This is a genomic window from Thalassobacterium maritimum, assembly GCF_031127805.1.
GTDB lineage: Bacteria > Verrucomicrobiota > Verrucomicrobiia > Opitutales > Coraliomargaritaceae > Thalassobacterium > Thalassobacterium maritimum.
Window position 1 is genome coordinate 87,502 of record NZ_JARXHW010000006.1, and the last position, 24,174, is coordinate 111,675.

14 protein-coding genes are annotated in these 24,174 nt (G+C 51.6%); 8 read left to right on the forward strand and 6 right to left on the reverse strand.

The genetic code is table 11. From position 1 onward, the window contains the following. The first annotated feature begins 194 nt into the window (after positions 1-194). From QEH52_RS04325 to QEH52_RS04340, 4 genes are all read left to right on the forward strand, one after another. Positions 195-644 carry a hypothetical protein gene (locus tag QEH52_RS04325; protein ID WP_308948835.1) on the forward strand — a complete coding sequence of 150 codons (450 nt, stop codon included), beginning with the start codon at positions 195-197 and terminating at the stop codon, positions 642-644. A gap of 47 nt (positions 645-691) precedes the next feature. Then, positions 692-1,501: a hypothetical protein gene (locus tag QEH52_RS04330; RefSeq protein ID WP_308948836.1), complete on the forward strand. Its 810-nt coding sequence runs from the start codon at positions 692-694 to the stop codon at positions 1,499-1,501. Between the two features lie 375 nt (positions 1,502-1,876). Next, positions 1,877-3,097, forward strand: coding sequence for a hypothetical protein (locus QEH52_RS04335; protein WP_308948838.1), 1,221 nt, complete (start codon positions 1,877-1,879; stop codon positions 3,095-3,097). Between the two features lie 93 nt (positions 3,098-3,190). Further along, positions 3,191-4,198 carry an NADP-dependent oxidoreductase gene (locus QEH52_RS04340; RefSeq protein ID WP_308948839.1) on the forward strand — a complete coding sequence of 336 codons (1,008 nt, stop codon included), beginning with the start codon at positions 3,191-3,193 and terminating at the stop codon, positions 4,196-4,198. 269 nt (positions 4,199-4,467) lie between these two features. Here the strand turns inward: QEH52_RS04340 and QEH52_RS04345 are convergent, their stop codons facing one another. The 4 genes from QEH52_RS04345 to QEH52_RS04360 all read right to left on the reverse strand — a co-directional run bounded on the left by QEH52_RS04345 (position 4,468) and on the right by QEH52_RS04360 (position 12,769). Further along, the gene (locus tag QEH52_RS04345) at positions 4,468-5,808 is read right to left on the reverse strand and encodes a sulfatase-like hydrolase/transferase (protein WP_308948840.1); all 1,341 of its coding nucleotides are present in this window, start codon (positions 5,806-5,808) and stop codon (positions 4,468-4,470) included. 115 nt (positions 5,809-5,923) lie between these two features. Then, complete coding sequence (locus QEH52_RS04350; RefSeq protein WP_308948841.1) at positions 5,924-8,410, reverse strand: hypothetical protein; 2,487 nt, start codon at positions 8,408-8,410, stop codon at positions 5,924-5,926. Positions 8,411-8,418: 8 nt separating this feature from the next. Beyond that, the gene (locus QEH52_RS04355) at positions 8,419-10,845 is read right to left on the reverse strand and encodes a glycosyl hydrolase family 95 catalytic domain-containing protein (protein ID WP_308948842.1); all 2,427 of its coding nucleotides are present in this window, start codon (positions 10,843-10,845) and stop codon (positions 8,419-8,421) included. A gap of 67 nt (positions 10,846-10,912) precedes the next feature. Further along, entirely contained in the window at positions 10,913-12,769 is a 1,857-nt protein-coding gene (locus QEH52_RS04360; RefSeq protein WP_308948843.1) for a sodium:solute symporter family transporter, read from the reverse strand. A gap of 267 nt (positions 12,770-13,036) precedes the next feature. On the opposite strand from QEH52_RS04360, the gene QEH52_RS04365 reads away from it, so the two are divergent. Further along, complete coding sequence (locus tag QEH52_RS04365; protein ID WP_308948844.1) at positions 13,037-14,422, forward strand: sulfatase-like hydrolase/transferase; 1,386 nt, start codon at positions 13,037-13,039, stop codon at positions 14,420-14,422. Between the two features lie 5 nt (positions 14,423-14,427). Here QEH52_RS04365 and QEH52_RS04370 read toward each other — a convergent pair whose 3' ends face one another. Together QEH52_RS04370 and QEH52_RS04375 are read right to left on the reverse strand one after the other, a co-directional pair. After that, positions 14,428-15,456, reverse strand: a complete 1,029-nt coding sequence (locus QEH52_RS04370; RefSeq protein ID WP_308948845.1) for a LacI family DNA-binding transcriptional regulator — start codon at positions 15,454-15,456, stop codon at positions 14,428-14,430. A gap of 81 nt (positions 15,457-15,537) precedes the next feature. Further along, the gene (locus tag QEH52_RS04375; protein ID WP_308948846.1) at positions 15,538-17,622 is read right to left on the reverse strand and encodes a beta-glucosidase; all 2,085 of its coding nucleotides are present in this window, start codon (positions 17,620-17,622) and stop codon (positions 15,538-15,540) included. A 225-nt stretch (positions 17,623-17,847) separates the two neighbouring features. Here QEH52_RS04375 and QEH52_RS04380 point away from each other — a divergent pair, with 225 nt between their 5' ends. From QEH52_RS04380 to QEH52_RS04390, 3 genes are read left to right on the forward strand one after another with little or no spacing between them, the layout of a single operon-like run. After that, positions 17,848-19,626, forward strand: coding sequence for a glycoside hydrolase family 36 protein (locus QEH52_RS04380; protein ID WP_308948847.1), 1,779 nt, complete (start codon positions 17,848-17,850; stop codon positions 19,624-19,626). 35 nt (positions 19,627-19,661) lie between these two features. Next, complete coding sequence (locus tag QEH52_RS04385; protein WP_308948848.1) at positions 19,662-23,435, forward strand: hypothetical protein; 3,774 nt, start codon at positions 19,662-19,664, stop codon at positions 23,433-23,435. A gap of 6 nt (positions 23,436-23,441) precedes the next feature. Next, a complete protein-coding gene (locus QEH52_RS04390) occupies positions 23,442-24,161 on the forward strand; it encodes a hypothetical protein (protein WP_308948849.1) in 720 nt (239 codons plus the stop codon). Positions 24,162-24,174 lie beyond the last annotated feature (13 nt).

Consider the following 24,174-nt stretch of genomic DNA (forward strand, 5'->3'; position numbering starts at 1 on the left):
GACTCGGTTATGGAATGCTAGTGAACGCCTATTATGCGGCAGAACCGTCGCTTATTAGAACTGAGTAGCTAACAATCATAAAAACTCACCCTAATTCCGCAATTCACTACACTATCAACTGACTTGCATTGCTCTCACGACCCAATCCTTTAGACAGTTGACACGACAAAAATCTAACGTTTTATATGAATGGTATGAAATTCTGTTCTGGTTTATCCCTAGGTTGTGTTTTAACCGCCTGCCTTGTCGGCTTACTGGGCGCTAAGTGGAATCAACGCCAAATAGAACAGATCGAATCACAATTATTGGAACTGCAGCAACCAAACCAAAGCTATCAAATATATAGTCATTTAGACCATTCAATCGAGCTAAGAGAGCGTATCTTGGTAACCGAACAATCTTTTATGCAGCAGTTCATACCAGAGGATCAACAGAAATGCTATTTGACCTATTTTACCCGTGGTCTGGATTCGAGCGGGGGTGTCGTGGCAGCAAAGAACCGCTGGGATCCCACACTGGAACTAGCGTATCAACGCGGATTCAAGATGAAGCAGCTCTTTTCAGACGGCTTTCGAGCGGGTCTGTGGAAAAGCCAATCTTTACTAGGGTTCACGCAACAACCCGCAGCCGAAGCTTCGGAATGATCGTCTGACATTCTGTTTAAATTCTCTTTAAACATCCCCTCCCCAACATGAAAACATTTCTAATCATATTCTGCACCCTCTATTGGGTCGCTTGTTCTCAAGAAAAATCCAAGACCTCACACACAGAAAACGAGGTCGAGCATCACCCGATATTTGTATCCGAAAATCGTCAAATCGAAGCTTGGATCTACGAAAAAGGCTACGATGCAGACAAGCCATGGAAGTCTCGCTACGTAACTAAACTTCAAGGCCACGGTGAACTGACGCTGAGCGGCTTTGTGGGGCAGCCCGGCACAGAATATCAGGTTCGAATCATGTCACCGGGACGTGCGCGCTACTCTCTATATTTTAAAGAGAGCGAAACAGAACGTTCCTATAGCCTCTGGGGGCTCCCTCAAAAGGAAGCCCTGCCTCGAGAGATTCCAATGCAAGATGAGAAAATTGCGATTTTAGAAGGCCGTGTGAACACCAAGGGCGAGCCCGATCTGGTCGGGCCCAATACGGAGTATTTTCGATATGCAATCGCCCACGGAGGCATCCCGCAATGGATCGGTGTGGACTACCAAGGTCGTCAAAGCGAACCGGGCACAAATTGGATCATTGGAGACAAACTATATCTCGACTGCTTTCGACGAGCCAAAGACATTGGCATCGTCAAAATTCCCGATGCATCCTTTCACTCCAAACGGATCGACGACGACATGGATTGGAAAAATGTCAGCATCGAATTAAAAGCCGGCGACAGCTACTTTTTTAAGACTCATTTCGGAAAATACATGGGAGTGTTTCGTGTTGTATCGGTTGATTATTTTACCGATGAAAAAATCCAGATCTTCCGCACTCACAAAAGAAACTAGTGAAGAATTAGTCGGTTCGAAGACAAGAGCCGCGTCAAGTTTTCATTGGCTGGCCTTTCTAAGGATACTTTATACTTCTGTTGGCCAAGTGCAGGAGCACTCCATAGACGCACTATATTCAGCCCACGCATCCGTGTGAGTGCCCGCACTGGAACGGGGTCTAAAGAGCCCCGCTACTTTTGATTCTGTAGCCGAGTTCTTTAGGCTCGGTTTTAAGGAATCGACCGTTCCTCTGTTACGCGGCGTCACTTGCCGACGGCCCCGATCTGGAGGATCGAGGATACCTTACCTGGCGGCTTAACGGACTCGCCGGGAGAGCCGTTTTTAGCAGCAAAAGCTTTTAACTCGGACTAAGTTTTATCTAAATGTCGCAACATGAGTGAATATCAAGCCTACTACTTTGCACGCGCGGAACGCCCGCTCTCAGGCAGCGAGCTTGAAGCCGTCGAGGCGCTGTCCTCTCACATCACGGTGAATGCCCATAGTGCCTTTGTCGATTACCACTATGGGGACTTTAAACACAATCCGCAGCAAGTCCTCGAAGAGCGGTTTGATGTGCTGGTCTATTATGCAAACTGGGGCGCACAAATCGTCGCGTTTCGTTTCGATCAAGCTGCTGTCGATCTCGAACGCCTCCAACGCTATGGATTAGATGAAAGCTTGACGGTGTATACGACAGATAAGGATGTCATTTTTTGGGCGGAGTTTAACGATGACTATGGCAACGGCGAAGATTACGACCTAGAATATGAAGGTGACGCAATTGTTAAACTTTATAGAGCCGTAATCCAAGGAGATGATCGTCCACTTTTTCTGCTATGGCTGGCTGCAATGTGCGACAATGGTTACGATGAGGATCGCATGCCCATACCTGCCGGACTCCAGGACCTAAACTCAGAACTCAAGGACTTGGTCGACTTCATTCATATCGATCAAGCACAGATCGCAGTGGCGGCCCAACAGAACAACGCCCCCGCAGCGAAACATGTCTCTGCCCGCAAGATTAATTACGCACAGTATTTGGACCAACTATCACAGGATCAAAAGACCCATTACCTCAAGCAATTACTCACGGGCGATCCACATATCGTGCGAGCAGACCTGATCAAAGAACTGCATCCACATATCCCGAAGCCTAAGACAGCAAGCAAGACGGACTCTGAGCCAGCACTGACTTTCCTTGAATTGGAAAACTTGGCAGAGAAATGGCGTGAATTGAAACGACAAGAACACGAAGCACAGCGCGTTGCAGAGCGTCGCGCCTATTTCGAAAGGCTGGAAGCCGAAGTCCAAAAACTGTGGCAGAAAGCACGTAAACTGATCGAACTCAAACAACCAAAAACTTACGAACAAGCCACGGAAATCCTTTACGCCCTGAAGTGTCTCGCGATTGAAAAAAATGATCTGGCAGCCTACACCACTCGAGTCGAAAAACTGACCACTGCGTATCCTCGTCTAAGCAGTTTGCGTCCGCGTCTAGAAGCCGCGGGTCTATTGACATTCGACGAAAGTGAAAAAGGTGTTCGATTCGGGAACAGTCAAAGCTCCTGGCAAGAAGCCCACCCAGCAGACTGGCTTTTCAACTTCAATTATTAAGAAAGCACGAACGCCTCGGCAACGGCGTCCTTAGCGGTGACACAAATCCCCTGCCTACCTTGCAGAAAGCTCATAGCTCTGTAGGCTGCGGGTATGAGCGAATCCAATAGCTATGAAATCCACTTAAAGTCCCGTCCTGATGGCATGCCCACGCAAGCGAATTTCGAATGCGTGGCGGTTCCAATACCCGAAGCTGGTGAAGGCGAGTTTCTGGTGAAAAACGAATGGATGTCGGTCGATCCCTACATGCGCGGACGCATGAAAGATGCGGATAGCTATGTGCCCCCCTTTGCCCTCGGTGAGGTGATGGAAGGTGGCTGCGTGGGGCGCATCCTTCACTCCAATCACAGTGATTTTTCTGAGGGCGACTATGTGCTGAGCAACCAAGGCTGGCGCGACCACTGGGTCGGCAACGGTCAAGGCGTGCTGAAAGTGGACATCGACCAGGCCCCCGCTAGCAGCTACCTCAGCGTTCTCGGAATGACGGGTATGACCGCCTACGTCGGCCTACTGGAAATCGGCGCGCTCAAAGCCGGCGAGACTGTGTTCGTCTCCGCAGCATCGGGTGCGGTGGGTTCGATCGTGTGCCAGATCGCTAAAATTAAGGGCTGCCGTGTGATCGCAAGTAGTGGCTCCAAGTCCAAAATCGAATGGCTGAAGCAGAAAGCGGGCGTGGACGAGGCAATCAACTATCGCGAAGTCGACGATCTATCTGCCAAGCTGAGAGAGCTCTGCCCCGACGGAATCGATGTCTATTTCGACAATGTAGGTGGCGATCATTTAGAAGCGGCCATTGATCAGATGAACGAGTTTGGTAGGATCGCCTGCTGCGGCGCAATCTCTGGCTACAATGACACCAATCCAAGCCCAGGCCCTAGCAATCTCTTTAAGATAATCGGCAAGCGCCTACGCGTGCAGGGCTTCATTGTCCGTGACCACCAAGCACTACAGCCCCAATTTGCAAAAGACATGAGCGAATGGATACAATCCGGCAAAATCACCTGGGAAGAGACCGTAAGCGAAGGCATCGAAAATGCCCCTCAAGCTTTTATATCGCTCTTCGAAGGTGATAAAATGGGTAAAGCGCTGGTGAAACTGTAGGATGTATCCGTCGTCGCTAATCGAAAATGCGGAGGCATTTACGGGCAAAGCATTCATCATCAGATATTCTCGGTCAATTTCTGTGGGAGTGATCCAAACGTTCCCCTACTCGAATCGAACAGAAATGTTACCGCTAGAGATAGTGGTCATGTAACGACGGTAGATAGGAGCCATCGTCAGCTCAATTTGCTCACCGGGGTGCAGCGAATCAAAATTCGTGGTATTCAGTAGTTGGGCTTACTAAGTCAATACATTGAGTGAATCTAGCATTAATGACTAGACTGTCGGAATTGAGAGAAGCAAGAGGCAGGTGCTTCTGTGGGCAGAGTGGCCACCCAGCTCTGAATTTTATCTGAGAGCAAGTCTACTAGCTCTGGGTGCTCGGCTGCGACGTCATGCGCTTCTGCCCAGTCAGTTTCGATATTGTAGAGTTCCGCTTTGCCTAGTTTCTCGTTGAGTAAGAGCTTCCACTTACCGTAGCGAATACCATGATTCGGCCAAACAATTGGGTGCTCACGAGCAGGTGCCCATTCCCAATAAATGGGCTTCGAACGCTTAAAAGCTTTGCCCTGCAATGCCGTTCGGATATCCACGCCATCACCTTGGTAGCCTGCTGGAGCGTCGACTCCTGCGAGGGCCAAAAAGGTCGGCAATAGATCCACAGCCGTGATCACTGAGTCACGGTCCACTGCTCCGGCGGGGATCACTCCTGGCCAGCGCGCGATAAAGGGTACACGAACCCCACCGGCATAGAGCGAGCGCTTCTGTCCTTTTAAGCCTCCGGTCTCACCAACGGAAAAATAAGTGCCAAGCCCTGGCCCCGTCGAAGCATCGTCCGATTCACGTGTCTTTCCTGTCCACTCAGGACCATTGTCAGAGGAAAAAATCACCAGGGTATTTTCATCCAAGCCGAGCTCCTGTAAAGTATCTAATATTAATCCGACGCCGGCATCGCCCTCAGCGATCACCGCCGCATATACCTGCTGTTGTTCATCTAAGCTTTCAAACTGCTCCAGATACTTGGATAATGGATAATGCGGTGTGTGTGTTTCGTGCAGCCAGAGGTTAATAAAAAAGGGCTGATGCTGGTGGCGACGAATAAAATCCACTGCACGTGGGCATGTCGCAGATGTGGCCATTTGCTCCTCGGCATTACTCGGTAGATTAAAAGCGCCGTATTCATCATAGCCATACGCGAGTGGCAAGGGGGCATCCGGGACCTGATCGTTCGATAAATGCCATTTACCGAAATGAGCCGTCGCATAACCTGCAGCTTGCAACATACGCGGCAACATCGGCGCCTCTGGATTCAACCAATCTGGCATGCCCGCTCGTTGGTGGTGCTCAATTGTTGAAAAGTGTTGATGCACACTGTTGCGGGCGGGGAATTGGCCCGTCATCACCGCCGTGCGACTCGGCGAGCAGACCGAGTGATTCACTGTGAAATTTTGAAAGTCGATCCCCTCGCCTGCCATGGCATCGAGGCGTGGTGTCTCGCAAAACGTGCTGCCGTGAATGCCCAGATCCCCATAGCCCCAGTCGTCCGCAAAGATGAATATGATATTTGGCTGACGCGAGCGCGCAGTCGTGCTTGCACAAATGCTATGCAAAAGCCCAAATAGAAATAAACATATGTAAGTTAAATATGCGTATCGTTGAACCGTCATGGGGCATGGAATTTAAATTAGATGAGCGTATGAGACTTCTCAACCTCCGTCCAGGAAACTACTGTTGCATCAGCATAAACTTGCGCTCCCGAACCCCCTCAGGGAAGACTAAGGATAGGACTGCAGTCCAACTTTGTGTGCTGGGATCGTAGTTGACTTGTGGATCTTTTTCGACGGTGAAACGTGCGCCCAATGCGAGTGCCCCACCTTCAAACTGCTCCGCAATTTGCCAGCTTCCGGGCTGTCCTAATCCGGTGATGCGAACCGTGTCCATCGAAGATAGACTCTCGACGGTGAACGACTGCGAACTCCCAGCGGACTGCACGGCATAGGTGGCTGGAAAGACTTGGGCTTGGCCGTTGATTTTGATTTGTTGTTGCTTGGCCTCATAGGCGGTTAGCTGCCAACTATCGGCGGACGCGCTGAGACGTTCGCGCAAGCCGGCATTGGATCCGTAGTAAGAATCCGCGGTGAGTGGAAAGACGTCGAGTTCGACGGTGAACTCGATGCGGTCGCCGGCCTTGAATTGCATTAGCTCGGGATCGAGTGTGAGCTCCGCATTGAGAAATGTCATAGTGCGCTCGGACTGCAACCACGGCTGCGTGAGTGTTTGCCCGGACAGGCTGGCGTTGAAAGCACGCACCACCATACCGCGATTGCCTCGCCCACGGCGTTTTGTATTGGGATCATTGTCGAAGAGACTCACCCAGGGCTGCGCATCTGATAAGCGCTGGGGCTCCATGACGCGCCCCCATTCAGCGGCAGGCGGGCTGGCGATTTCACTCAGCCCGGATTGGTCCCCCCAAGCGATCTGGCGCGATTCGACTTCGTTGTAGTAATCGCTGCCGAGTTGGAATAACGCGAGTTCACTGAAGGCAACATCTGCGAGCACATCGAGCTTCACCTTAAAATAGGAGCGATTGATTGAGTTGCTGCGTGGCAAATAAGTATCAATCTGCAAGCGCATCCGTTCATCTGCAGAACGTTCACGCACGCGCACATGTGAGAGGTTAGGCCCGATCATTTCAAACTCACGCACGGTTCCTTCCCATGTTATGAGTTTGCCTTCAGAATCTACTATCTTGGCAATATCGCCGCCGCCGACGTTAGTGGTCCAATCGTATTTCAGGTCTTTATTGGACAGCATCTCGAAGGGACGCACATCAGTGATGAATGCGCGTCGCATACTGCGTCCGGGCTGCAGGCACAAAGTTTCTCCCCAAGAGCCGAGCGCCATCTGAGTCCAAAAGCCGTTGTAGCCCCAACCGACAAGACTGAGCTGCGCTGCAGAGGATGCCGGCACGCCCTGCCACAGTGCATGCACGATGGCATATTGTAGCTCGACTTCAGCATACGGCGCTAATGTTAGACGCGCGGTTTGATTGATCCATGTGCCCTCGTAGGGATAGGGCTTGTTAGGCAACGAATGCCAATTCTTACTGTTTTGAATCGGGATGCCAGTTTGTCGTCCATCCGTATCCAAAAGCATCGGCACGTAGCCCGCGATCGGATGATAATCGTGAATGAAGCGCAGCGAGATTTCTTGCGGCTGATCGGTCGGGTTTTCTAATTTAAGATCAAAGCGTGAGATACGGTCCAAATAAGCTTCGTTAAAGGCAGCACCGGTACCATTCTTCCAGTCTTGCTTGGGAATTGTCACTTCCCAAGCATCTGAAAGCTCGGAATAAGCAACAGTCGGGTCGCTGGGCGTATATTCATTGCGAGCGACTACAGCGATCTGCACCGGTGCCGGCGTAGGGATCGGTGCCACTGCCTTATTATCCATTGACAATGCCAATACTGCGTGGGCACCTGACACTTGTATACTTTGATTCACATCCAGAGCGTCCGCACGGAGCTGAATGGATAGCTCTGGCTGCGCGGGGACTTCCGCTTCCACAAACCATTCAAAGGTGCTACGGTCGCCCCAGGCACGAATTTCCAACCAGCTCTTAGCCGGCAGTTTGGATCCGTCGGCCGCGACGAGTTCCAAATCGTAAATCGCAACATGTTGAAACCACGGCCCACTCTCCACTATGTGAACCGGTGAAGTGTTGCCTGTTTTGGCGGACTCAGGTAGCGCGCCTCCGACAGCGCGGTAATGATGCCCATCGACTTCGGCTTCCAGCTTCAGCTCGCTGGTCGACCAGCGCGACGCCATGCCGCTGTAATCCAAGGTATCGGCGATCGGATCGTCGGCATGTGACAGCGTGAATTGCTCGATTGTCAAACCGCGTGGATCCAGCAACATGCCCCACTGTTGACTGCGAAAGGCCAATCGCGTTGAGTCTTCCCGATAGCCCTCAAGATGAATGTCCATCGGGCGAAAAACCTGCATCTGCGGCGGAAGCTCAATCCAAGAAAGATGAACCTCCTCGGCAACGGACGGCATTTGCCAAGCCTGTGCGTCAGAGAGCGCGGAACCCGCCTCGGATTGTGAACTGCACGCCGAAGCGAAAGCTCCTAACGCGATGATTGCCGCGACCACGGCGCCCCGCTTAATGGCACTGAGTCGACTCGAGACTTGCTGAGTGTCTTTGATCATGGGTATCGCTAATTAACTTCAACCTCAACTTCAACCAATTGCCCGCTCTGCATGAGCCAACGATTCGTCTGAGGTTGATTTGCTTTGAGCGTCACATCAACAGAACTATCTGAATTTGGCAAATATAAGCGAACGGTTTGATCGCGATGCGAGCGCAAGCTTGCGACCAATAGAAAAGGCTCTGCTTGCCACTCCAAGTCCACATCGACTGCGGCACGTGTGCGCATGCCAAAGACCTTGCCCGAGGCTAATTGCTCTGGCAAGGCAGGCAGCAATTTAATGAAATCGGGGCCGGACTGAACCAGCATCTCATACACGGCAGCTGTCAGCCCCATATTGGCATCGATTTGAAAAGGCGTCGAGCGACCGAAATACCAATCCACTGAAATGCCTGAACCACGGTAATCATTGTGATAGGTAAATAAGTTCTTACCGACACAAGTCTGGACGATCGTCTCTAAACAGTCGAAAGCACTAGCACCGTCGCCCATGCGTGCGCGGATGTTGGCCATGTGAGCCAACGACCAACCAGTCTGATCCTTCAGGCCTACCGTGCCCCGCATATCCACCGCTTTTTCAAAGGCAGGGAACAACATGGGATGCGATTCCTTAGTGACTTCATAACCGGGAAAGACTGGATAGATCTGCGATAAGTGGCGGTGCTCGTAGTTGTCTGAATAACGATGATCCAACCATTCCCGGATGGCACCATCTTCGTTAATTTCATACTCTGGCAAGCCGTCGAGCATGCACTCCCACTGCTCCCAGTGTTCACTGAACAAATCGCAGGTACGCGCACCTTTGAGCAAGTTACCCAGGAGTTCACGCGCGATGGCGACATCCATTGTAGCATTGACTGTTAAGCGTGGATGAATCGCTGTCGGCGACTCAATGGCACAGGATTCTTTGGGCCAATTTTCCGGCGATGTCGAGGGCGCGATGATCACCTTACCAGCAGCATCGTAGGTAAAGTAGTCTTCATAAAACAGCGCGACTTCACGCATAAACGGCAACAAGCGCTCTTTTAAAAAGTGCGCGTCGTTAGTGAACAAATAGTAGTCGTAAAACAACTGACAGAGCCAGCCAGCCCCCGATATCCAGTTCACGATCCAAGAGCCACCATGAGTCGAAAGGCCCGTCTCCGGAGAAGTCAGCGCGGGAATAAAAATACCGCGACAGCCATACAGCTTACGCGCATTTTCGCGATAATCTTCTAGGTTCGACTCGTAGAAATTAAAGACGCCAAGGGCCTCCTCATTCATGCCGCCGGGCAAGGCCTGCCAATAGTTCATCAGCAAGTTCTCGTTGATCATGAAAAAGCAATCCCAGGGCGGTGCATAATCACCATTCCAAATGCCTTGCAGGTTAGACGGCACGGACGATTCATCGGAGCTATTGATCAACAAATAGCGCCCGTAATCAGTCATCTTCTGTAGTAACTCCACCGGCATCGCGCCACTGTATGCATCCAAGAGCAAGCGCTCATTGGTCGCGTCGGTAGAGCCAGCGTTGAACTCAACGCGGCAAGATTCAAAACGTGGACGATGCAACGCTACGTGCGCCTGTAACAGCGCGTCGTAATCGTCCCCGAGTTCAGTGATTTCCTGCTGCAAACGCGCAATCGCAGGCTCTGCAGCTTCGTAAACGTAGACCTTTGCAAGGATCAAAACACGCTGGGCCGACGAGACCACCAGCCCCTGCCCGGACTCTGCCACCGCGAGTTCGCCATCGGTCTGCACCCGTGCCACCACGCCGTATTCCGCGCCGTCGTAATTTGGATCGGTGTAGCGACCCTGGGCGACGATCCAATCGCCATCTACTGTGACAGTGAAATCAATCTCCGGCGTGAAAGCTTCCCCGTCAAAGCGAATCGCATCCAGCATCTCATGCATCTCCAGCTTCAGCTCCCATGGGTTGAAAGCCAGACCTGAGCCTTGTTGTTCGACAACGATGCAATCATCCGCACGCGACACAAAACTGCGCCGTATCTGCGGCTGCTCAAGCCACTCCCAATATGTCATAGATTCCCCAGCTGCTAAATCTAAATAGCGCTGGTAATTCTTAAAGCGCGCCTGAGAAATACTACTAAAGCAAATATCTGCCGCCGGATGATAGACCGCACAACGCCCCTCTTTCCCCTCTTTCTTTAGCGCATCCCAATACAATTCATTAGCGGCCAAATCTTCACCTGCTGCCATCAAACGACGACATTCCGCCAGCAAGCCTGAAAGGTCCGGCAGCTCAGGAACAATACCGCCATACCAGAGGCGCTCATGATTGATTAAAATGCGCTCTTCGCACAAGCGACCATAAGGCATCGCACCGAGATGCCCATTGCCCAGCGGAAAGGCGTCGCGCCACCAGCCGGCAGGTTGAGCCATAGTTAAGAGCGACTTACGCGCCTGCCATTCGTTGTTAATTTTGTTTAAAGCCATCGCAGAGAGATAATAGTAACATTTTTTTAAATTAGAAAATCAGTGTCAGTGTCAATTCCGGAGGCGTCTAGGTCGATTCTTCTAGGAAGTCGCCCTCGTCCACATCATCTGCGCAGTCATTACGCGCACGAATCACAGTCAACATAATGCAGACCGCGCCCAAGACTAAGAGCCCCAAACCAAGCAGCGGTGATCCCAAGAGTAATTTACCCACGCCCACCAACAATGCGATCACCCCGACCAATGCAATAGCCCAGGAAACAAGCGTGCGTCCAATCGGCTCCTGTTCCACATAAACAACCTCCATTTGGCTGATCACAGGACGCCAGCCAAAGGCAAAGGGGCGTGCCCGCATCGCAAAGCGCTTCAATTGATCCATGTCCTCCGGCTTAGTCATCAAGGAAGCAATCACAGCGGTCAACCCCACCGTAGCGACCATCAAGAACATGCGCGCACCCACCAAATTCGGATCATTACTGAAATGATACAAGGCTTCCCCTGTCGCCGGATCCAAGAGTCCCGTGCCAAAAAGCGAATCGGTCAATGAGTTATCAAAGGCCTTCACAAAGACCAGTAGGATCGTCATCACCCACCCCATAGCCAACGCCGCGAGTTCAGCTTTCCCCGTCGAACGCCACCAGAGCCAACGCAATACGCCCGGCACCACCCCCGCGGAGCCCAACACGTAAGCCAGCGTAAGTAGCTGTTGAATATTCTCCGCCTTGTAAGAGATATAAGCACCCGCGACCGCCATGAACACCGTCGCAAAACGAGCAATCGTAACATAATTTTTCTCAGTCGCATTGGGGTTCAAGAAGCGACGATATATATCGTTCACCAAATAGGACGAGCCCCAGTTAAACAGCGTACTGATGGTCGAGATAAATGCCGCTAGCAATGCCGCCACTAACAACCCACGCAGACCGATCGGAAGAATCATCACAATCATACGCGGGTAAGCTGCACTTTGATCGGCCACATTGAGCTCCGGTAATAGAATAAGTGAGCAGAGTGCGACCAAAATCCATGGCCACGCCATCAACGAAAAATAAACCACCGTATGTAAGAGCTGCGCATAGGTAGCGTGAGCCGAGTTCTTACTGGCAAGCAAACGCTGTGCTTGGTAGCCCCCGCACAGCCCGACTCCAATCCAAAGAAAGCCAAAATAACCGATCGCATTCCAAGTCGACATCTGCCCTGCCCCCTCCCCAATCTGCGGCGCAATACTGAGCTCATTGCCCCCCCAGGTTTCCATGGCTTTCAACTGCTCCACCATCGAATCCAGACCGCCGACTGCTTTCACCGACAAAACAGCCAACAAAATGGTGCCGAGCGTCGCCAAGATAAACTGAATGAAATCGGTATACACCACACCGAACAGGCCAGAAAGTCCGCACATTAAAATTGCCATAGTGACCACCGCAATCGTCACCGCTAATTGTGATTCCGGTGGCAGGCCCACCGCTTCGCGGCCAATGGTTTCCATCGCTTTAATCACCCAAGCCGAAATTAAGGGACAAATAATAATCGCCCCCCACGCGCCGGACCAACCACGCAAAGTCTTAGCCGGCGCTCCCTCGTAGCGAGCCTCCAGAAACTCAATATCCGTAACAAAGGCCATGCGACGCCATTTGCGCCCGAAATAAACCGCCGCTAAAGTACCGCCGATCAAAGGTGCCCAAAACTGCCAAATGTAGTGCACTCCGTGACTCCGCACCAGCGCACTCACCCACAGAGGCGTGTCCGCAGCGAAACTCGTCGCAATCATCGACGTGCCCCCGATATACCAAGGCAAGGAGCGACCGGAAACAAAGAAAGAATCCATGTCCTCGCCCCCCTTCTTAGTGAAATACAAACCGACACCGATCAAAGAAAGCATGATCGCGCCAATTACAAGATAGTCTAGGAATTCAAGGGAATACATAATATTGAGGTATTAATGTTAATACTAAACATAAGGACTATGATCGATACAAATCGCAAGAAATTATTGGCAAACAATAGAGGCAGCGCTCCACATATAAAAAAAAGGCCGCATCCCCCACGATGCGACCTTAACCATGATACTAGAACCCTTCGTATAACATGGAAGCCACACTTTATAGACAAAATGAACTTTACGTCAACCACAAAGTGTTAATACTATCATTTAAGGCAAATTTGCTCCACACTTTTTAATACTGCGCAAGAAATGACACGTCCCAACATAATACACATCTTAGTCGACGACCTAGGTTACGGGGACTTCGGCTGCTTTAACAACGGTCTTAGCGAAACCCCTTTCCTCGACCAGTTTATTCAAGAGAGCACCTGTTTATCGCAGCACTACACTAGCTCTCCCGTCTGCAATCCTTCGCGCGCCTCCTTGCTCACCGGCCGCTATCCACAGCGCACCGGATCCATTGACACCTTGGAATGGCGCGGTTTAGAACGCCTCGACCTCAATGAAGTCACCATCGCGGACATCCTGCAAGGCGCCGGCTATCGCACTGGACTGATCGGCAAGTGGCACCTCGGTGCCTTCGACCCACGCTACAAACCAGAAAACCGTGGCTTCAGCGAGGCGATCTGCTTCCGCGGTGGCATGCACGATTACTACGACTGGCGCCTAGAGTCCAGCGACCGCGTGTATCGCGCCGACGGCCGCTACCTCACTGATTATTGGACCGATGAAGCCATCGATTTCCTAAAGCGCAGCCCTAAAGATCCCTTCTACCTACACCTCACCTACAACGCACCACACACACCCTTACAAGCGCCTGAAGAAGACCTGGCCGTTTTCCGCGACCGCAACGATTTAAGCGCGGCTGTCAAGACGCTCTACGCAATGATTCGGCGACTGGATCGTAATGTCGGGCGACTGCTAGAACAGGTCGAAAAACTGGGTTTACATGAAAACACCCTGATTGTTTTCTCCAGTGACAATGGCCCTCAATTCGGTGGCAAGGGCGACGATTGCCTCGACCGTTTCAACTGCCAACTTCACGGCTCCAAAGGTTCCACCTACGAAGGCGGCATACGCGTGCCCGCGATCGTGCGTTGGCCCGCTGGCCTGCAGCAAAGTAAAGCCGGCGATAGCACCTTTTTTCACATGTGCGACTGGCTGCCCACGCTGCTGAGCATGGCTGGCATCGAAGCTCCCGCCCACCTCAAGTTCGACGGGGTCGACCAAAGCCGTGCCTTACGCGGCGAATTCAGCGACTACACCCCCCAGCGCTGCTGGCAATGGAATCGCTATGATCCGCTGATCGAATACAACGCCGCCATCCGCGACGGCGACTGGAAGCTAGTGCGCCCCTTCGTGCCCGAAGCCTTCGAAGTGCCCGACATCAAATGGCTCGACGTCTCTATGTATAATCCCGAGCACTTTATCGAAAACGGCATCATCACCGATCCCGCTCCCGAAGTGGCCATGCCCCAACCTCCGCCTGTCGAGCTCTACAATCTGAAAGAAGATCCGCTCGAGCAGAACAACCTAGCCTTTTATCGCCCCCAACGCGTAAAGAAAATGGAAAGCGAACTACAAGCCTGGTTCGAAGACGTCTGCGAAGATCTGGCCAAAACCAGGCGCGATTAATCAGTTCACTCCGGGCAGGAAGTGCCTTCGACGAACTTTGGTTTCAATAAGATCGTCTTCGGCTTTGGACGACGCTTCCAAGGACCTTTTTCGATGCGATCGACTAGTAGTTGGGCCGCGTTTTGCCCGACTTTATAGGGCTCTTGATCGAACGACGACAAGGCAACCCGCGGATCTCGCAGATTCAAAGCACCAAATCCGATAACTTTCACCTGTTGCGGAATCTTTAAATTTAGCTGCTGGCAACTGTGCCAAGCGCTAATCGCCAAGCGATCGGCAATACCGAAAACAGCATCGAACTGTCCATTAATCTTAGATAACTCCCGATCGATAAACTCCGCATTGTGCGTAAAATTGGGCGCTATAATTTCTTCTACCAAGTTTACATTAAACGCTTCAAGCCCCTCTCGGAATCCCTTCGAACGCAAACGACTGGTGCTTACAAAACCTCCAGTCGAAATCAATACGGCTTGCTTACAGCCATTATCTGCAAGAATGCGCGCCGCCTCATAACCGCCGGCGTAGTCATCGGTACCAACGAAATCCGCAACGAAGTGCGTAGTATTACGGTCGACCAAAACAATCGGAATCTTGCGATCAATCATCTCCTGGAAAAACATCGGACTCGCTTCTTCATTGACAGGCAACAAGATGACACCGTCGACGCGGCTCTCCAGTAATCGATTAATCACCTTACTTTGCTCGGCAAAAGCACGATCTCCCACATTTCCATGCACGATATCGAGCGCCATGATCATGTCCTTGTCGTGTAAAAAGTCATACGCGCCTTCAAGAATCTGAGGGGCGACCGCATGCCCGGAAGGAACCACCACACTAACGATTCCGCTGCGTCCGCTCTGCATCCCGCGCACCAAACGGTTGGGCTTATAGCCCAAACGATCTGCAATGGCTCGTATACTCGCCTCAGTTGTCGGAGCCACATTACCTTCATTGCGCAGCACTCGAGACACAGTCATCATCGAGACGCCCGCTTCCGCTGCAATTTGCTTCATACTCACTGAGGCTTTTTTCATGTTAGCTAACATGTGAACTTCAAATGTTAATACGCAACAATTAAAAATATAAAATTAGAGCACCATAGAACTCATAAAGCGCTACCAGGCATGCACCTTCCGCAAGCGAATGTCTTGCAGGGAACTACCGACACACAAATGCCATGCATCCGTAGGGAGCACTGCCCCGCCTGCGCTGGAGTCAAAGCTCTTAAAATCATCTAGCTCGATATAGATTCGCGCCTGCTGAGTGTCGCCAACCGCTACAGCAACTTTATCAAAGCCTTTAAGTTGACGTGCAGGTTGCTCCGCAAGTGCCTCGACTGGCTCAAGGTAGAGCTGCACCACTTCAGCGGCATCCATGGAACCGACATTACATACATCGACCGTCACTTCCCAAGTGGACGCATTGATGGGCTGAACTCGCAAGTCACGGTATTCAAATTGCGAATACGACAACCCGTGTCCAAAGCAATATCTAGGCTGAATCTGCTGCTGCGCATACCAGCGATAGCCAACAAAGACGCCCTCCTTATAATGAATCTGATGCGGCCACTCGCCAGTGAAGTGCTCTGGTTTGTCCAATCCGGGGAGTTGCAGGTTATTGCGCTGATCGCTGACATTTAGGCCTTTAGGCACATAGTCCGGATCTGGAGAATCGGCGAAGTGACGCTCGATGCTGTAGGGCAATTTGCCCGAGGGCGATACTGTTCCCCATATCAAGTCCGCCAGCGCGGCGGGGCCACGCTGCCCACAAAAGCCTGCTTGAAAGATAGCCGCCGTCTGATCATGCCAATCCATACGCACAGCCCCTCCAGTGCAAATCACGACGATCACCCGTCGATTGAGCGCAACGAGTTGCTGAATCTGTGCCTCCACTGGCTTTGGCAATTCAAAGGGCCGGTCCTTACCTTCACCCTCATGCTCATAGCCAACGCAAACAATAACCGCATTGGCAGAGCTGACCTCTCCCTCGTTGGGGTGCAAACGGTATTGGACCGTGTGGTCGCCTGCCTTGCGCGCAAATGCATCCACAAAGGACTCTGGATTATAACCTTCGATGCGCCCAGAACCCCAGCCTGCCAAGGGAGTGCGACTGGCGTAGTTGCCAGTGACTAGAATGGTCTCCTCGGAATTTTCTGCCAGCGGCAGGATCGATGCTTCGTTTCTAAGCAAAACAATGCCCTCCAGCGCGGTCTGATAAGCGACTTCTTCATGCTCGCTCAAGCGCTCGACTAACTCAGGCACTATTTGTGGGCGATCATGGAAGCCCATCATGATACAGGTGCGCAACACTCTCAGCGCCATGCGATCAATTGCTTCCGAGCCTAACAGCTGACCTTTGGCTTCAGTCAGCTTTGCGCCACTGGGCATTTCAAGGTCTTGCCCACTGCTCGCAATTTTATTTCCGTCGGTTACGGAATTCCAATCAGTCATCACCAGATGCTCAAACCCAAGTTGCTCACGTAGCAGCTTCTGAATCACATAGTAGCTCTGGCCGCAGTATTCACCGTTGAGTAAATTATAGCCCGTCATCACCGATAAAACGCCGGCCTCAATCCCTGCCTTGAAAGCAGGCAAATAGATCTCGTTCAAAGCACGCTCGCCAATACGGGAGTCCGAGTGCTTGCGACTGAACTCGACGTTGTTACAGGCAAAATGCTTCAAAGTGGCCATCACGCCCTCATTTTGAACCGCCGTCACATAGATGCGAGTGAGCTCTGCAGTCAAATAGGGGTCCTCTCCCATATACTCCCAATTACGGCCACATTGAGACGAACGATAAATATTCACACCAGGCGCCAGTAAGACGTGAATGCCTCCTGCTCGACACTCTTCGGCGATCGCTTTGGCATATTGCCCCGTCAAGCGACGGTTCCACGTTGCCGCAAGCTGTTGGGTGCAGGGAAAAGAAACCGTTTTCTCTAAAACACCATTATCACACCATGGCCGCAAATTCACCCCCTGCCCGCCATCATACATAATAATCTCTGGAATCTGCAAACGCTCACAAGCACGTATCGTAAAACCACCTCCGCAGACGAGATTAAAGCGTTCCTCGGCCGACATCTGCGATAGTAGTTCTTTTGCGCGAAGCTCGGCCTCGCCTTGTGATTGCTCCGACTTGAAAGGCAGCAATGCTGCTTGATCGTAACTAAACTGTGTTTTAAGGCTCACTGGATTCATAAGGATAAGTAGTCAAATCTATTAAATAATGCGAAGCATGCAAGACCCGTCAGCGAGCGACACTGGCATCCACACTGCCAACCACCTACCAGGCCAAGGCAGCAAATTGTGTTTTTAAGTTGCTCTCTCTCGTGACATAGTCAAGGGTTTCATTTTTTTATATCAGTCCACAGCCACTGGCAGATGCCCCACAAAGCTCCTGCGACAAAAACCCGACACCCAAAAATGACAACAGATTGCTTTCCAAAGATTACCAGCCTCCAAGCCGAACAGGTAATCATCTCGAAGTCCGCATGCGAAGAAATCCAGCCTGGGCTGGTGGAACATCAAATCGACATCGAGCTGGCAAGGGTCACCACGCCAAGCCCGGTCGCCATCGAATGGTGCATCCCTCTAATCGATATTTCAGGCAAGTGGCACCCGCTGATCAAAAGTGACCGCTCCCTAACATCGGGCTGGTGTGAATACGTCGACTCCTATGCCACTAAAGGCGCTCCAGTCTTTAGTTTGTTTTCAGAATCTGGAGAAAACCGCCAAACCTTTGCACTCTCCGATGCCATCAATCCGATTCAAATGCGCGTGCAGGTTGAAGAAGATACTGCTAAGGTAAAGTGTGAGGTTATTTTATTTGAAGCTCCCACCGAGCCACTCGAGCACTACAGCTTAACGATCTTAATAGATACGCGCGCAATCCCCCACTACGAAGCGCTAGCCCAGGTCTCGCAATGGTGGGAAGCAATGCCACTCTACAAGCCGGCTCCCGTGCCAGCCCAGGCTTACGCCCCAGTCTACTCGACCTGGTATAGCTTCCACCAAGAACTGACAGAAAACGCGATTGAAACCTGCTGTAAGTGGTCGCAAGCCATGGGCTGCCAAACAGTAATCGTCGACGATGGTTGGCAAACCGATGACAGCAACAAGGGCTATCAATTCTGCGGCGACTGGGAAATTGCCCGCACAAAATTCCCAAACTTCAGCGCTCACGTAAAGCGCGTGCAAGCACTAGATATGCGCTACATGCTCTGGTTTTCAGTGCCCTATGCCGGGCTTGCAAGTCAGGCATGGAAAACCTTTGAGGATCGCACACTGCCCAAGCCTTTCGACAATGCGGCCTGCCTCGATCCCCGCTACCCACAGGTGCGTGCATACTTGATCGAGTTTTACCGCCGCGCGATTCAAGAGTGGCAATTGGATGGACTTAAGCTCGATTTCGTAGACCAGTTCACGGCCGAAGTGTGCACTACAAGCGATCAAGAGATCGCCGACATGCGTTCAGTGCCCGCAGCAGCAGACCGTCTACTGTCGGATATGATGACACAACTACAAGTCCTCAACCCCGAGGTACTGATTGAATTTCGCCAAAATTATATCGGCCCAGCCATGCGCAAGTATGGCAATATTCTGCGCGCCAATGACTGCCCCAATGATGCACTCAGCAATCGTGTACGCACAATAGACTTACGCCTATTGGCAGGCTCCACTGCAGTGCACTCCGACATGATTATGTGGAATCGAAATGAAAGCCCTGAGCGCGCAGCCCTCCAACTCTGGGCCACGCTCTTTTCTGTGCCTCAAATTTCAGTCAAGCCCGAAGACATTAGCAAGCAACAGAATCAAATGCTCCGCTTTTACCTGAAGTTCTGGAACTCGCATCGCGAACTACTGATGCACGGCGATTTCAAGCCCAGTCAGCCGCAATATCTCTACCCTGTCGTAAAGGTCGAGAGCGCCGACGCCACGCTGATCGCGCTGTATCAAAACAACCATATCGTGGACGTCAGCAAGCTACGAACCCGTAAGCTTACAGTAGTCAATGCCACCGAAAGTCGACGCGTCGTGATCGATCTTGGCGAACAAGCGCAAAGCTACCAAGTCAAGGCATACGACTGCATGGGCCAGCCTACCGCGAATACTCAAATAATAAAACAGCAAACGGGCCTATATTCAATCAGCATGCCAGCCTCAGGCGTTGCCGATCTGAGCCCGATTGACACTCACAGCTGATCCAGAAGACGCAGCATACCCAATCCCTGTTCCCAATGTTGATCTCTACATCCAAACGCCCAGCCGCTAATCATGGTTTTGCACTCGTCATCGCGCTCTCGCTGATGGCCTTCGTCTTGCTGCTATTGTTAAGTATTACGACCTTGGTCCAAGTAGAAACGACCAGTGCCACGACCTTGAAATCCCAAACTCTAGCACGTCAAAATGCACGCCTAGGCTTAATCATGGCCATAGGTGAGCTACAAAAGCAAATGGGGCCCGATCAGCGGATCTCGGCACGTGCGGCAATTTTTGAACCTGGCAGCGACGGAACGACAACCGGGATCGAGATTTACTCGCCCCAGTGGGTCGGCGCTTGGAACACACAGACCACTGGATGGCTTGGACTGGATCATGACGAAAGACTCACACGAGGGAACTGGCTCGTCAGCGGCAACACTGGCTTGGCCCCGACCGACCCCAATTACATCACACCTTCGACCAACCTAGACGCATACCCCAGCAATCAAGTCGCGACGGTCCAACGGGACACATCTGTTTCTCCCACAACAGAAATCAAGGTCCTGAAAGAGTCTCTGCCTGACAATGAAAGTCATCATTTCGCGTATTGGATTTCAGATGAAAACACCAAAGCACGTGTCGACCTCATTGATCCCGATGCCGACAGCACCAGCCACGCAAAGCTCACAACGGCCTTGGCCACCACGCGCAGGTCCGGCATCGAACGCTTAGACCAACTCGATGCCTATCCGGCCAATGACTCTTTGGTTTCAAAAATAGTCGATCTCGCCAGCACGGTCTTCATCTCCAAGAGCAGCTCCGCCAGCAGCACCAGCGAAGTCATTGAAGATCACTACTTTAATTCACTCACTCCTTGGTCGCAAGGGCTGCTAGTGGACGTCAAAAACGGCGGCTTGAAGCGAGACCTCACTCAAGCCTTTGAGTATCGTAAAATTTTCGATAAAAATTTTGTCGTGTCGCCTGAAGACGGATCCGATCAAGAAGCCTTACACTTCATCGACGATGATCTTATGATTGCAGATGGCATCGATGGCGTGGATGCCAGCGGGCCCAATTGGAGCATTTTACGCTCATATTACCGTCAGTACATTCCAGGTTCAGGATCCCCACAATATGGTTGGATCCGAGAGGACGCAGACGGCGCAGAGCTCAAATCAGCACTCCGAGTCGACATTGAAGAGTATAGAGAGTTTGAGCTAGAAGTGCCTGACTACGTCGCTCCCTTCTGGTCTTACGCAAGAGACTACGGAAAAGACAACTATCGCATGAACAAGTATTTAGGCTGGCAACACAACCTACCTAATTATTCGTTCTCGCCGCATGCGAGCACTGGACTCCCCTACCAGACGCCTCCTTCATATCAAGGTAAAGAAAATGGCAACGACGACCGCTTATTTTTCCCGATGTCGGACAACTACCAACTACAAAGTTGGGTCACTCCACTGATTGCCCGTTTGCAGTTCAGCTACGCACTTAGAGAAGGTGATGAAGGACTAGAGATGGTCGTGACCCCAGTGATCGGCATCTACAACCCCTACAATACCGAAATTTACCTCAATCGATTGGTTCTTGGCTGGGCCCCCAATCTGGTCACAACTATTACGGTCGACGGCGAAGATCCTGTAAATTTTGGTATTCGAGAGCTCATGCCCGATGCCGCCGATGGACGTGTTTCCCTATTCATACATGATAAGGACACTGGCAAAGAACTCCGCTTCAGACCGGGCGAGACACGCTATTTTGGTATCGATAAAAATTATTCTAAATACGATCCGATTCGCCAGTCTGAAAATGGCATCGCCATGTTCTGGAGAAAGTCCTCCGGCTCCCCTGAAATCGAAATTAGCGAGAACGAGAGTAGGCCCGTTTACCTAACCAACTATGTCGCAGGCGCGGGTGGCATGGTCATCCCACTGAAATTACGCATGGAATTCATGCAGAATAACAGCTATGGAATCAGCGAAGCCAGTCAGGAGGGAGTCACCCCCATTATTCGCTACCAAGATGGCAGCTATAGCCCCAATCGTCCCACCAAACAAAAAACTTGGGGCTTCACTCAATCTGAAATGGATCGCTTGGCAAAGTTGGAGCTACTCGAAACAGACAGCGGACTGTATCCAGGCTTCAACTTCGAAATCAAACTCGAGGAAGATATCGGCTCGGGCATGACACTGGGTTATGGCTACTCGGGCAGCGTGCTCAGTATCGGAAAGATTTTCGCCGACGCGAAGGGCAGCGATGCGATCTCTGTCTCGCGCTATTACAATTCAGTAGCCTCCGCCAATCTACAAGACGAGCTACTTTCAATCGGGTATTGGCTCAAAACCACCGAAGAGTATAATGCCCCTTGGCGTAATTTGATCGACTCCAACGTACGCGCAATCGCCAGCAATGTGGAATGGGACGGCTTTACCGACTCAACAGGTTACAAGGTGCTCAGCACCTACACCACGCAGGATCCTAATGGCAGTCGTGGCGTATTGACCAGTGGCGCATCGGACATCCATCTCGCTGACAAAGATCGAGCCACCGGCTATTGGGGGACGAGCATCGAGCCCGGCGGCTCGTCCGAAGTCATTCTATTTGATCGTCCCCGAACAGCCCTCCTCTCCTTGGGCAATTTACAACATGCCAATCTAGGCCGCTACAATTTCGATCCCAGCTATATGCTGGGTAACTCCTTTGCCAACGTGCGCATCGAGCTCGATCAGACAGAATCGAGCGCACATAGTGCTTGGATTTACTACTCCGACCTCGGCAAAGACCCCGACTACGAAAATTTCAAACTTTTCGACAGCTCATACTTAGTGAATGAAAAAGTCTGGGATCGCTACTACTTCTCAGGCATAACCAGCACCATAACTGAGGATGAAGTGGAGGACTTCCTGAGTGGCGACAGCTCCTTCGCAAATACACGTTACACTTACGATCCAGATACAGCAGTCATCACTCAAGACCTCTTAGATGCCCGAGGCGAGGACGACAGCTTGTTTCACAAAATGGCGGCATCCCTGCGCGTCGAAGGCGCCTTCAACGTCAACTCCACCTCAGTGGATGCGTGGAAAGCTGTCTTAGGTGGCTTGATGCAAGCACGCTTGCCCACATACGATTATAGCTCAGGAGAAGACTCCGAAGACGGCGGCTTACTCATCTCACGCTTCTCATGGCCCTATCATGGCAAGGTGAACTTGGACCTCTCGACTGGCAGCGACAATTTTTGGAAAGGTGTGCGCGAGATTAGCGCCGACGAGTTGAACGATCTAGCACAAGCAATTGTCGATCAGGTCAAATTGCGCGGTCCCTTCTTATCGTTGGCCGACTTCGTGAATCGCTCCCTCAAAAATGATGACACCGGCAAGATGGGCGCGCTACAAGCGGCGCTCGATGATCCCAAACGAGGGCTCAATACAAATGCCAAGCTATCCAGCTATGGAGACACTGGGCCCACAGCGATTGGCACTGGATTCAGTGATCCTTTTAGCGATACGAATTCTCAGGCAGCCGGCATGCCAGGCTACGTGCTGCAAGCCGATCTGCTGCAGCGCATAGGGCCCATCCTAACAGCTCGCGGGGACACTTTCCTGATCCGTGCCTACGGAGAATACACAGATCCCATATCCGGTCAGACTATGAGCGAAGCATGGTGCGAAGCCATCGTGCAACGCACGCCACTCCCCGTAGATGTGAACATCACCGCGTCCCCTGAAGAACTCATTCAACCATCCGGCGAACTGGGACGAGGCTACGAAATCGTCAGCTTCCGCTGGCTCAACGAATCCGAAATTTAAACACCTATGCACCACAGCTTAAAATTCCTACTCCTCGCCAGCCTACTGATAAGCGGCATCACTGCACAGGCTCAAACAGATGCGCCCGTCAAAACGAGCTTCAGTGCACTTAGCTGGAATCAATCGATACGAGGCATCCACTATTTTGTCGGCTCACAACGTATCGATCTATCGATCCCCAATGGAGCCCCTACGCCCGCTTACGAATGCTGGGCTGACAGTAAGCTGACTTTCTATAAAGACGGCCCCGCAGACGCAAGCGGAGAGCCCACCTCCATCCCGATAGCAAGCACGACGATCGCCTCCAATGCTCCCGATCCACTACTGCTCTTCATTGATCAAGGCAATCAAACAGATCAATACAGGATCGCACATATCCAACTTCGGTTAAAAGCCAACGGTCAAGACCTGTATCGCATCTTCAACCTTTCTGAGTTCAACTTGATGACTCAGTTCGACGAAAAGCGACTCGCACTCGATGCGGGCAAGGACCTCACGCTCACACTCCCTGGTATCAACGGTCCTAACTTTGGAGTTATGATCGCATTACAAATGCCAAGTGAAACACCCCAAGAGTGGCAATTGGCCTATAACACATTCTGGCCCTATCGCGCAGGCCGTAGTGGTCTTATTTTCATCAGCGACCGTCCCAATCGCCCTGGAAAAATCGACGTGCGCCGCTATTATATTCCTACCCAAACGGCACCTGAGCCAGACAGCCAGTAAGTGGTCGCCCTTA